10 protein-coding genes are annotated in these 12,034 nt (G+C 73.8%); 2 read left to right on the top strand and 8 right to left on the bottom strand.

Annotated features, from left to right (window positions below):
- Positions 1-487: 487 nt before the first annotated feature.
- A complete protein-coding gene (locus BF93_RS14110; RefSeq protein ID WP_038373484.1) occupies positions 488-1,111 on the bottom strand; it encodes a pyroglutamyl-peptidase I family protein in 624 nt (207 codons plus the stop codon).
- Positions 1,112-1,176: 65 nt separating this feature from the next.
- On the opposite strand from BF93_RS14110, the gene BF93_RS14105 reads away from it, so the two are divergent.
- On the top strand, positions 1,177-1,827 hold the full coding sequence (locus BF93_RS14105; protein ID WP_038373483.1) for a GNAT family N-acetyltransferase: 651 nt from the start codon (positions 1,177-1,179) through the stop codon (positions 1,825-1,827).
- Between the two features lie 54 nt (positions 1,828-1,881).
- Here BF93_RS14105 and BF93_RS14100 read toward each other — a convergent pair whose 3' ends face one another.
- Positions 1,882-2,871, bottom strand: coding sequence for an aminoglycoside phosphotransferase family protein (locus BF93_RS14100; RefSeq protein WP_051486980.1), 990 nt, complete (start codon positions 2,869-2,871; stop codon positions 1,882-1,884).
- Positions 2,872-2,933: 62 nt separating this feature from the next.
- Here BF93_RS14100 and BF93_RS14095 point away from each other — a divergent pair, with 62 nt between their 5' ends.
- Complete coding sequence (locus BF93_RS14095; protein ID WP_038373482.1) at positions 2,934-3,968, top strand: LacI family DNA-binding transcriptional regulator; 1,035 nt, start codon at positions 2,934-2,936, stop codon at positions 3,966-3,968.
- 28 nt (positions 3,969-3,996) lie between these two features.
- On the opposite strand, the gene BF93_RS14090 is transcribed toward BF93_RS14095, so the two are convergent.
- The 6 genes from BF93_RS14090 to BF93_RS14065 form a co-directional block, all read right to left on the bottom strand.
- Complete coding sequence (locus BF93_RS14090; protein ID WP_051486979.1) at positions 3,997-5,634, bottom strand: serine hydrolase domain-containing protein; 1,638 nt, start codon at positions 5,632-5,634, stop codon at positions 3,997-3,999.
- 80 nt (positions 5,635-5,714) lie between these two features.
- The gene (locus BF93_RS14085) at positions 5,715-7,313 is read right to left on the bottom strand and encodes an inorganic phosphate transporter (RefSeq protein WP_038373481.1); all 1,599 of its coding nucleotides are present in this window, start codon (positions 7,311-7,313) and stop codon (positions 5,715-5,717) included.
- 124 nt (positions 7,314-7,437) lie between these two features.
- A complete protein-coding gene (locus BF93_RS14080) occupies positions 7,438-8,622 on the bottom strand; it encodes a Gfo/Idh/MocA family protein (protein WP_084148566.1) in 1,185 nt (394 codons plus the stop codon).
- 5 nt (positions 8,623-8,627) lie between these two features.
- Positions 8,628-9,497, bottom strand: a complete 870-nt coding sequence (locus BF93_RS14075; protein ID WP_038373479.1) for a sugar phosphate isomerase/epimerase family protein — start codon at positions 9,495-9,497, stop codon at positions 8,628-8,630.
- Positions 9,498-9,525: 28 nt separating this feature from the next.
- On the bottom strand, positions 9,526-10,476 hold the full coding sequence (locus BF93_RS14070) for a TIM barrel protein (protein WP_038373477.1): 951 nt from the start codon (positions 10,474-10,476) through the stop codon (positions 9,526-9,528).
- Between the two features lie 41 nt (positions 10,477-10,517).
- Complete coding sequence (locus BF93_RS14065) at positions 10,518-12,011, bottom strand: CoA-acylating methylmalonate-semialdehyde dehydrogenase (protein WP_038373476.1); 1,494 nt, start codon at positions 12,009-12,011, stop codon at positions 10,518-10,520.
- Between the last annotated feature and the right edge of the window lie 23 nt (positions 12,012-12,034).

Genomic DNA, 12,034 nt, shown 5'->3' with positions numbered 1-12,034 from the left:
GACCGTGGGGAAACCTCGTGGATCACCGTCCCTCCGTCGCGGCCCCGGACCCGCCGCGCCCCGGCGCGCGGGAGCCCTCGCCCGGCTCCGGATCCCGACCGGGAGGCGGGCGGGCGCTCCCGGGCCCTCTGCCGAGCGCCGGGGAGGCATCGGCAACACCAGGCGGCAGCGCAGCTGTGACCTGCAGTGATATCGACCTGCTGCAGGTCGCGGGGCCGCTCCGTGATCCCGGCGTGATCGGGTCGTGATGCGGCCGTGACCGGGCCGGGCCCCGGGGTGCGGACATGTGCACGGCCGTGCACGGACCGCCGGCACCTGCGGAAGCACACCCGTGTCATTCGTCCCCAGCTGTGGATCCCGCTGTGGATAACTGTGGACCTGCGCCTGAGCCGCCGTGGACAACGGGGCCCCGATCGTGGACGGCGGTGTGCACGGAGGAGTTCTCCCCACCGCCGGCTCCCCAGCGCCACCGCCGGCGCGGAACGGCTCAGTGCTCGGCGCCGCCGGGGATCCGGGCATCGGCCGCGGTGGAGAGCGCAGCCCGGACCATCCGCCCCAGCGCCTCGGCGGCATCGCCAGGCGCCACGACATCGGCCGCGGGGACGTGGACGAAGCCGCCGCGGATGCCGGCGAGGCCGGGCTCGGCGGCGAGGGCGTGCTGCAGGCGGTAGAACACGTCGTTGCACACGAAGGTCCCCGCGCTCTGCGAGACCGCCGCCGGTCCGGGCCGGGCGGCGGCGACCATCGCCTTGATCGGCAGCGTCGAGAAGTAGCCGACCGGACCGTCGGGCACGCACGGCGCATCGATCGGGCGGGCGCCCGCGTTGTCGGGGATGCGGGCGTCCTGCACGTTCACGGCGGTGCGCTCCGGGGTGATCGCCCCGCGGCCGGCGGCGAGGCCCACGGCCACCACCAGCGCCGGCCGCAGCTCCCGGACCTCGGCGAGCAGCGCCTCGGCCGCCCGCCCGAACTCCACCGGCAGCAGCAGCTCGCGGGCGAGGACGCCGCCCTCGCGCAGGGCGGGAGCGGCGCGCCGCACCGCCTCCCAGGACTCGTTCACCGCGGCCCCGTCGAAGGGCTCGAAGCCGCTCAGCAGCACGTCGATCGCCATCGCACGAGGATACGACCAGCAGGAAAGCGCTGGCGGGGACGCCGCGCCGCCCGTACCCTCCTGACATGCCGGACACGCTCGAGACCCTGTACCCGCCGCTCGGACTCACGCTGCACGCGGGGGACCTCACCCTGCGCCTGCTGCGCGATGCGGACCTGCCCGAGTACGCCGCGCTGCTGCGCCGGCCGATCTTCGCCGACGAGGCCGCCGACCACGTCTTCCGCTGGTACGCCGTCGACCCGGAGGACCGGGTGCGCGGCGCCCTGCAGTTCCAGTGGACCCAGCGCGCCGTGGCCGCTCCCGAGAGATGGAACCTCACCTTCGGCATCTGGGCGCGGGACCAGCTGATCGGCACCCAGGACGTGGTGGCCGTCGACTTCCCGCGGCGGCGCACCGTCACCTCCGGCTCGTGGCTGACCCGCGACGCGCAGGGACAGGGCTACGGGAAGCTCATGCGGCAGATGGTGCTTGCCCTCGCCTTCGACCACCTCGACGCCCAGCGCGCCGAGTCCGAGGCGGTGCTCGGCAACGACCCGTCCTTCGGCGTCTCGCGGGCCTGCGGCTATGCCCTGAACGGCACCCGGGTCACCGTGACGGGGGACCGCCCCCTGGTCCACCAGTGCTTCCTCGTCACGCCGGAGACCTTCGTGCGACCGCAGGTCCCCGTGACGGTCGAGGGCCTGGTCCCGGCGCTGCGGGCGATGCTCGGCGCCTGAGCACCTGCTCCGCGGCCGAGGGGGGCGGGCCCGTGCCTCGGCCGCCCGGCGTGCTCAGAGCGAGCCGGCCAGCGCCCGGGCGATCGCCGGGGCCTGCGCGAATCCGCTGCCCGTCTCCTGCACGCAGCGCGCGAACAGCCAGGCGCGCACGCGGCGGGGGTCCAGGCCGGTCTGCGCGGCCATCCGCGCGCAGGCGCCGAGCGGGTCCGCCAGCACGCGGTCGGCGCCGTTGAGCATCTGCTGCAGCACGTCGTAGTGCGGGTCGCCGACGTAGGGCTTGGGATCGATGAGCGCCCAGTCCGCCAGGTCCGTGCCCGGCTGCTCGCGCCGCGAGAGCACGTTGTGGTGGTGCAGGTCGGTCGCCAGGAGCACCGGCTCCCCGTCCCAGTCCCGCGGCAGCGTGCGGAACAGGCCCAGTCCGTGGTCGACGACATCGGCCGGCAGCTCGGTCCGCGCGCGGTCCTCCGCCTCGTCGGCCCACCACGCGCACATCTGCGCCAGGGGGCGGAACCCCGCCTCGGCCGGCGCGGGGATCCACAGCCGGCGCAGCAGCGCGCCGATCACGGCGTCCCGCTCGGCGTCGGGCAGCTGGGAGGCGAGGGTGCGCCCGGGCCGCACCCGCTCCATGAGCAGCGCGGAGCAGTCGCCGACCCGTTCGTGGCGCAGCACGCCGGCGGCGCCGCGCCCCTGCCAGGCCGCCATCCCGGCGGCCTCGTCGCGGGCCTCGTCGTGCGCCCAGCCGACCTTGAGCAGCAGATCGGAGCCGGCGGCGTCGCGCACCTCGGCGACCCAGGCGGAGGTCCCGCCCGGCTCGAGCGGCGCCCCCAGCTGCAGGGACCACGCCGCGGCGATCCGCTCCACGTGCGCGGGCAGGGCCTCGGCCCAGGCCAGGAGCTGCTCCTCGCCGCGGCCGTCTGGGCCCGGGACGGCCGATGCGCCGCGGCGGGTCAGCTCATCCCGGCGCGCGCGGGCCCGGTCGACGTTCCGGGCGAGATCCCGGGGGAGCGGCCGGCCGGCGACGAGGAGCGGGGAGGCGCAGGGCATGGGGCCACGCTACGGGGCCGCGCCCGCGAAGGGCAGGGGCGGCGCGTCCCTAGAATGGCCCGGTGACCCGCTCCCGCCCCACGCAGCTCGACGTCGCCCGCCGCGCGGGCGTCTCCCGGGCGCTGGTCTCGCTGGTGGTGCGCGGCAGCGACAGCGTGAGCCCCGAGCGCCGCGAGGCCGTGCAGCAGGCCATCGACGAGCTGGGATACCGCCCGCAGGTCACCGCCGCGCATCTCGCCTCGCGCCGCACCGACACCATCGGCGTGGTCGTCCCCGACCTGCGCAACCCCTTCTACGGGGAGCTCGCGGAGGCGCTGCGGGAGGCCGCCGCGGCCACCGGCCGGCGGGTCCTCATCGCCCTCGGCTTCGGCGACGCGCTCTCCGATCGGCGCGGCGGCGCGGGCGCCGAGGCGGCCTTCGCCCGTGGGGCGGCCGCTGAGCAGGATGCTGCCGAGGCCTTCCTGGCCGGCCGCGCCGATGCCCTGGTGCTGGTCAGCCCCCGATCCTCGGATGCGGAGCTGGCGCGCCTGGCCCGCGGCGCCCCGGTCGCGGTGATCGGGCACGAGGTCTCCGCGGCGGGCGTCGGCAGCGTGAGCACGGACGAGGCCGCCGGGGCGGAGCTCGCCGTCGGCCACCTGCTGGAACGCGGCGGCACCCACCTGGCGCACCTGGGCCCGGCCGGCAGCCCCTCCGCGGATTCCGCCGCCGCGGTGCGGCGCGAGGAGTTCCTGGCCAGCGCCGCCCGCCACGGGGTCCCCGTGCGGACGGCGGCGCTGTCCGAGGCGACCACCCCCGCGCAGATCGAGGCGATGGTCGCGGGGCTGATCGCCGACGGCGTCGACGCCGTCGGCGTGCACAACGACCGGCTCGCCATCGGTCTGCTGACGCTCCTGGCGCGCGACCGCTTCGTGGGCCTGGTCGGCTACGACGACATCCCTGCCGCCCGGGAGCCGATCATCGGCCTCAGCACCATCGACCAGCGTCCCCGGGAGCTGGCCCGGCATGCTCTGGCCCTGCTCGAGGCCGATGCGGACCCCGGCCGGGCCGGCTCCGGGCACGTGCGCCTGGCCCCGCGGCTGCGGGTGCGCAGCACCTGATCGGTCGGCGCGCCGTGCCCGGCGCGGGTCAGCGCGGGGCGCGGATGCGCTCGGGGAGGTCGACGTCGCCGGCGGGCAGCAGGGTCTGGCCGGTGATCCACAGCGACGCCGGCCGCAGCCCTTCGGGCCCCGGCACCAGGCGCACGCGCAGCGGCTCCGCCCAGGCGCCGTAGCCGGAGTCGCCCCAGGCCGGCAGCTCGAGCAGCACGGGGTGCGCCGGCCCGGCGTCCGAGGGCCCGTCGACCACGGCGCCGATCCGCAGCTCGAGGGCGGTCTCCGCGGGGTCGAGCGCGTCCTCGTCCAGGGCGAACAGCCGGCCGCCCAGCACGGCCAGCCGGGTGCGGCCCCACAGCGAGTCGTAGGAGCCCGCGACGATGCCGGCGAGCTGCGCGGCGGGGACCGGCGCGCCGCCGATGGTGACCTCGTCCTGCTCGGCCAGCGGCTCCGGGCGGCGACGGCCGTCGGAGCCGCCGCCCAGCGCCCCGGACCGCTCGTGGGCGGCGGCCTTCGCCGCCGCGGAGCCCGAGGCCAGCGCCAGCAGCCCCAGCACCCCGGCGGCGAGATCGGAGGACAGGGCATCGATCGAGGTGCCCAGCACGGAGACCGCCAGGTGCGAGGCGGGCACCGCCCAGGTGCGCGTGAGCCCCGTCGGGAAGCCGCCCGAGTGGCCGATCGCCGAGAGCCCGTGGATGATCGCCTCCTGGAGGCCCAGCCCGTAGCCGGCGCCGTCGGCGACCGTCCACACGCGGCGGCGCATGCGCCGCAGCCCCGCCTCGGAGACGACCGCGTCGCCGGTCAGCGCCCTGCCGGCGAAGGTCGCGATCGCGCCGGCGGTGGCCCAGAAGCCGGTCGCGGCGGCGAGCGCCCCGGTGGGGACCTGCTCGACGGCGCGGCGCTCCCCGTGCAGCGGCGAGGTGTGGCCCAGCGCGAAGCCGTGCGGGTCCTCCGGTCCGGGCGCATCGGGCGGGAGATCGGGGCCGATGTCCCCGGCGCCCGCCGGGTCCAGCACCAGGGCGCGGACGGCCTCGTCGAAGGGCGCGCCCGCGGTGTCCTCGATCACGAGGCCCAGCAGGCCGTAGCCGATGTTCGAGTACTGCAGGTGCAGCCCCGGCTCGAGCACCACGGCGCTCGTCCGGGCGATCTCCAGCAGGGCCTCGCGATCGGGGAAGGGACGCTCGAGGTTCCACCAGGAGGCATCGGCCCCGTCGCGGGTCAGGCCCGCGGAGTGGGAGAGCAGGTCGTGCAGGGTCAGCGAGGCGACGGGGGAGCCGGCGAGCTCGGCGACGCGCTCGCCGAGCGTGTCGTCCAGGCGCAGCGCGCCCTGCTCCGCCAGGTGCATCACCGCGAGCGCCGTGAACCTCTTGGAGTGGGAGGCGATCCGCAGGCGGTGGGTGGTCGCCAGCTGCGCCCCGGTGGTCCCATCGGCCGTGCCGACCGCGACCTCGCAGACCAGCTCGCCGTCGTGCCAGATCGCCGCCTGCACGCCGGTGAGGCGGCGCACCGCCGACACCGTGGCCAGCCAGTGCGGCAGGATCGCCGCGACGGAGAGGACGGCCTCGCGGTCCACGGGGGAGACGGCGGCCCCGCCGGCGCCGCCCGGGGAGGACGGGGCCGGCGGGGCCGGTCGCGGGTCGGGGCCGGTGGGGCCGGGGTGCGCATCGGACACGGGATCTCCTTCGCCGGTGGGGGATCCCTCGATCCTAGGCTCCGCCGGGATCCTCGGCTCCGCCGGACCGGGGGCGCCGGTCAGAACAGCCAGCGCAGCACGAGCACGCTCACGGCGCCGATGGCGGCGGCCGCCGGGAGGGTGATCACCCAGGCCAGGGCGATCGGACGCATGAGGCTCCAGTTCGCGGCCCGGTTCACGATGCCCACGCCGAGCACGGCGCCGATGAGGATGTGCGTGCTGGAGACCGGCAGTCCCAGCACCGAGGCGGCCATCACGACGCCCGCCGCGGAGAGCTCCGCCGCGAAGCCGGAGGCGGGATGCATCGACGTCAGGCCGGTGCCGACGGTCGTGATGACCCTGCGGCCGATGAACCACAGCCCCGCCACCAGGCCGACGCCGCTGACCAGCATCAGCGCCGCCGGGACCGGTGCCTCGCCGTTGATCGCGCCGGTGTGCAGCACGTCGAAGACCGCCGCGAACGGGCCCACCGCGTTGGCGATGTCGTTGGATCCGTGGCTGAAGGCGAAGGCCGAGGCCGTGAACACCTGCATCCAGCTGAACAGCAGGTACGTCGAGCGGGACAGGTTCTGGTTGCGCAGGGTCTTGGCGAAGATGAACACGGCCATCCACACGGCCGCGCCGACCATGCCCATGATGAGGAAGTTCCCGGCCGAGTCGATGTTCAGGTGCAGGTTCTTCAGGCCCTTGAACAGCAGCATCGAGGAGATGACGATCGAGCCGCCGGCCGCCAGCAGCGGCACCCAGGTCTGCAGGGCGCGGTGGGCGTCGAGGTTCTCCGCCTTCTCGTCGATCGCCCGCAGCTCGCGGTAGTAGTCGGACTCGAGCTCCTCGGGGTCGAAGTCGGGGCGGGTCGCGGTGACCGCGTCCTGGGCCATCGCGTTCGTGTACGAGATCTGCTGGATCTCGTCCAGGCGCTCGAAGGCCTGGCGGTGGCGGGTGCGGTGGGCGATCCGCTCCTGCTTGATCTCGCGCAGCTTCTGGTCGGCCTCCTCGTTGTAGACGAGGATGTGGCGCTTGATCGCGCCGAACAGCACCCAGGCGACCGCGCCGCCGAGCACGGGGGAGAGCACCCAGGAGACGGCGATCTGGCCGATGCCGCCCCACTGGACCATGTCCCAGCCGCCGGCGCCGGTGCTCAGCCCCAGGGTGAGCGCCGCGCCGACGATGCCGCCGATGATCGAGTGGGTGGTCGAGACGGGCCAGCCCATGCGGGTGGCCACCAGCAGCCAGACGGCCGCGCCCAGCAGCGCGGACATCATGATGAAGGCGAAGTCCATCGGCTCCAGGGAGATCGCCTCCAGATCCACGATCCCGCTGCGGACGGTGTCGGTGACCTCGCCGCCGGCCAGCACGGCGCCGCTGACCTCGAAGACGGCGGCGACGACGAGGGCCTGCTTGAGCGAGAGCGTCCCGGCGCCCACGCTGGTGCCGAAGGAGTTCGCGACGTCGTTGCCGCCGATGTTGAAGGCCATGAACAGGCCGAAGGCGATGGCGACCAGCAGGATCACCCGGCTGGCCCCGTCGCCGATGTAGTCGAGGGACCACAGCGTGAACACGATCGTCGCCACGGCCAGCAGCAGGCCGAAGAACAGGTGCCACGAGCGGTCGGAGCGGGGGAGGTCGGTGCGCACCGGCGGCGCGGAGGTCTGGGTCATGGTCGATCCCTGAGGAGGAGGGGATGAAGCGGACGGGCACACCGTCCCGCTCCCCATCGACATCCGCGTGAGCGACAGGTGTCCATCAGATGGTGATCCGATGGCGGATCCCGGCGCGTGCCGGTCAGAACCCGATCGTCGTCCCCTCGACCTCCGGCACGTCCGTCCACGCCCGGGAGGCGGCGGAGCGGACGATGGCGTCGCAGACCTCCGCGGCGGCCAGGCCGTCGGAGGCGTTGGGCGCCGTGCGGGACCCGGTGGCGACATCGGCCAGGAACCGGGCGGCCTCGATGGTCTTGAGGTCGTCGAAGCTCAGGGGGATGCCGGGGCCCGGCTGGAAGCGGGAGTACTCGCCGTGGTCGCCGCCGGCGAACACCGTCGTGTAGCCGTGCTCGGCGCCGCCCTCGCCGAGCATCACCTCGAACTCGTTCATGCGGGTGAAGGACCAGCGCGCCGAGCCCTCCGTGCCGTACACCTCGATCGCGTAGTCGCTGCGGTGCCCGCGCGCCACCCGCGAGGACTCGAGCGTCGCATGCGCGCCGCCGGAGAGCGTGGCCAGCGCCGCCACCCAGTCCTCGTTGGCGACCGGGCCGCGCGCGGAGCCGACCTCGATGCCGCCGTGGCCCACGCCCACGGAGGTGGGGATCGGCCGCTCGGGGATGAACACGTCCGTGCGGGCGCTGACCTCGGTGATCCGCTGCCCCGTCACATGGGCGACGAGGTCCGCGCCATGGGACAGGAGGTCGCCGATCACGCCGCTGCCCGCCTTCTCCCGGTCGTAGCGCCAGGTCAGCGCGCCGTCGGGGGAGGAGGCGTAGTCCGCCATCAGCCAGCAGCGCATGTTCGTGATCCGGCCCAGGCGGCCGGAGGCGACCAGGGCGCGCAGATGCGCGACCGCCGGGGCGTGACGGTAGTTGAAGCCGACGGCCGTGGCGACCCGGGCATCCTGCGCGGCCGCGCGGATCTCCCGGGACTGCGCGGCGCTGACGCCCATCGGCTTCTCGATCCAGAACGGCTTCCCGGCCTGCGCCGCCGCGACGGCGAAGTCGCGGTGCAGGAAGTTGGGGGAGCAGATCGACACGGCCTCGACCTCGGGATCGGCGAGGACCTCCTCGATCGAGGCGACCGCGCGCGCGAAGCCGAACTGCTCGCGGGCGGCCTCTTGGTTCGCCGGGACCGGGTCCGCGGCGACGACCAGCCGCGGCCGCAGCCCCAGCTCCGGGAAGCGCGCGGCGATGCGCTGGTAGCTCGTGGAGTGCAGGCGCCCCATCCAGCCGAGGCTCACCACGCCGATGCCGATCTCCCGCATCGGGCTCACTCCCCGCCGAGCTCGGCGAGGATCCGCTCGCGCATCCGGCGAAGGATGGCGTCGGCGTCCTCCTCCCAGCCGAACACGCACACCGACACAGTGCCGTCGTAGCCGCGATCGCGCAGGTAGCTGAAGGCGCGGTCCCAGTCGATCTCGCCGTTGCCGATCTCGTTGTGCTGGTGCACGCGCGCATCGACCCCGGGCGGGTTGACGATGTAGCGGTTGCCGACGTTGGCGGTGTGGTCGAAGACATCGGCCACGTGCAGGTGGCGCAGGCGCTCGCCGGCGTAGTCCATCATCTCGCCCACGTCGCGGGCGCCGCGGCCCAGGTGGAAGGCGTGCGGGAAGCAGAACTCGTAGTTCAGCCAGTCGCGGTCCACCCCGCGCACGATCTGCACGGCCCGGTCGTTGTCCTCGACGAAGTCGTAGGGGTGCGCCTCGATGGTGCACTCCAGCCCGTACTTCTCGAAATCGGGGATGAGCTCCTCGATCGAGCGGTAGAACTGCGCCTCGCTCTGGCGGGGCCGGTTCGGGTCGCCGGAGAACTCGGTGGCGATCAGCGGCACCTCGAGGGCGTCGGCGATCTGCAGCAGGCGCCGCCAGTTGCGCACCTGCGCCTGGCGCTCCTGCTCGTCCGGGTTCGCCCAGTCGAAGACCGGGTTGAATGACCAGATCTTCACGCCGGTCGCGGCCATGGCGGCCGTGACCTCGGCGATCTGGTGGCGGTCGACCTTGGGGTAGTGGTGCCACTCGTGGAAGTCGGCGCGCGGGGACAGCTCCAGGTAGCGGTAGCCGAGCTCGGCCGCCTTGTGCAGCTCGCCGGCGACGCTGAGGTGCGGGTGGTACATGCTCGGATCCAGCAGGACCTTCACCATGACGGGGTCTCCTTCGGGCCGGGGCCGGTCATCGCACGCCCAGGCCGCAGTCGGCCAGGAACTCGCGGGTGGCGATCGCGTTGGGCAGGGGCAGGCCCGGGTCGCACGGGTACAGGTCCTGCTCGCAGATGACGTACAGCTCCTTGTCCATCGCCGCGAGCCTGGCGACGAGGTCGCGCATGTCCGGCAGCCCCGCCGGCGGGCGCACCGAGGCGCCCTTGGCGACGGCCTCCCCGAAGGGCCAGTCCTTCTCGTGGGCCTCCCGGGTGATGTCCGGGTCGAAGGCCTTGATGTGCACGTAGCCGATCCGCTCGGGGTACTCGTCGATCATCGAGATCGGATCGCCGCCGCCGTAGACGATGTGCCCCGTGTCCAGGCAGAACGACACGAGCTCCGGATCGGTCGCCGCGAAGACGCGGGCGATCTCCTCCGGGGTCTCGATGTGGCTGTCGCCGTGCGGGTGCAGCACCATCGTCAGCCCGTAGTCCTCCTTCATGATCCGCCCCAGCTCGTTGGCGTTCTCGACGTAGCGCCGCCACGCCTCGCCGGTCAGCTCGCGGTCGTCGGTGAACTGCCAGGTCTTCTCGTCGCGGTACATCGGCGGCAGGTGCACCATGTACTCCGCGCCGACGGCCGCGTGCGTCTCCGCGATCGCGCGGAAGGTGCGCTCGGTCTCGGCCCAGGCCTCCTCCTTGTGCAGGATGCCCCAGCCGGTGCCGGCGACGACGCGGAAGCCGTGCTCGTCCATGACGGAGCGCAGCTCCTTCGCATCCTTGGGGAAGTAGCCCCACGGCCCGGTCTCCATCACGGAGAACCCGGCCTGGGCCATCTCCGCCAGGGCGGTGCGCCAGGGGATCTGCTTCTCGTCCTCGGGGAACCACACGCCCCACTGGTCGGGGCACACGCCGATGGTGAGCTTGTCGAACGGCGCCTCGGGGTTGCGCGAGAGGTCGGCGGAGGCGGGGGTCTGTGCGGTCACGGCGGGAAGGCCTTTCGAGAGGGGCGGGTGTGCCGGCCGGGTCAGTCGTGGGTGGGGAAGCTCATCGAGGACTCGAGGTGCTCGTCCTGATGGGGCCAGCGGGTGGTGATCGCCTTCTGGCGGGTGTAGAAGGAGACCGCCTCCGGGCCGTGGGCGTGGTGCTCGCCGAACAGCGAGTCCTTCCAGCCGCCGAAGGAGTAGTAGCCCACCGGCGTCGGGATCGGCACGTTGATGCCGATCATGCCCACCTGGACCTCCTCCTGGTAGCGGCGCGCGTAGTGGCCCGAGGCCGTGAAGATCGCGGTGCCGTTGCCGAAGGGGGAGGAGTTGACCAGCTCGAGGGCCTCGTCGAAGTTGTTCACGTGCATGACCACCAGCAGCGGGCCGAACACCTCGTCGGTGTAGGTGCTGTGGCCGCGGTCGAGGTCGGTGATGACCGTCGGGCCCACGAAGTTGCCGTTCTCGTGGCCCTCCACCACCAGGCCCCGCCCGTCGACGACGATGGTGCCGCCGGCCTGCTCGGCCTCGTCGGTCATCCGGATCACCCGGTCGCGGGCGTCCTTCGTGATCACCGGGGGCATGTCGGTGCTCGGGTCCTCGCCCGGGCCGACGACGATCTTCTCCGCCTCGGCGCGGATGGCGGCGAGGAAGGGCTCGTGGGCATCGCCGACGGTCACGGCGACCGGCACGGCCATGCAGCGCTCGCCGGCGGAGCCGAAGGCGCCCGAGGCGATCTGGCCGGCGGCGAACTCGATGTTCGCATCCGGCATGACCACGGCATGGTTGTTGGCGCCGCCGAGGGCCTGGACCCGCTTGCCCGCGGCCGATGCCACCCGGTGCACGTGCTGCGCGATCGGGGTCGAGCCCACGAAGGACACGGCGGAGATGCCGGGGTGCTCGCACAGGGCGTCGACGGTCTCCTTGCCGCCGTGGACCACCTGGAAGACGCCGTCGGGCAGGCCGGCCTCCTGGTAGAGGCGGGCGACGATGTTCGAGGCGGAGGGGTCGCGCTCGGAGGGCTTGAGGATGAAGGCGTTGCCGGTCGCGATCGCGACAGGATGCATCCAGAAGGGCACCATGGCGGGGAAGTTGAACGGGGTGATGCCGGCGACCACGCCGAGCGGCTGGCGCATGGTGTGCGCATCGACCCCGGTGGAGACGTTCTCGGAGAAGCCGCCCTTGAGGTCCTGAGTGATGGAGGTGGCGAACTCGAGGGTCTCCAGGCCGCGGGCGATCTCGCCCTTGGCGTCGCCGATGGTCTTGCCGTGCTCGCGGGTGATCGCCCGGGCGATCTCCTCGACGTTCTCCAGCATGAGCTGGCGCATGCGGTAGAGGATCTGGGTGCGCTTGGACAGCGAGACCTGCGCCCAGTCGCGCTGGGCGGCGCGGCCGATCTCGACGGCCCGGTCGACGGTGGCGGCGTCGCCCAGGTGCAGGGTGCCGACCTGGTCGCCGGTGGCGGGGTCCAGGATCGGCTGGGTGGCGCCGGTGCCCTCCTCGGGGCGTCCGGCGATCCAGTGCGTGACGTCGTACATGGGTGCTCCTTGGTCGGGGCGGT

The organism is Brachybacterium phenoliresistens, from assembly GCF_000576425.1.
Classification (GTDB): domain Bacteria; phylum Actinomycetota; class Actinomycetes; order Actinomycetales; family Dermabacteraceae; genus Brachybacterium; species Brachybacterium phenoliresistens.
The sequence above is the reverse complement of the archived record's forward strand: the minus strand, read 5'-3'. Positions and strand labels throughout refer to the sequence as shown.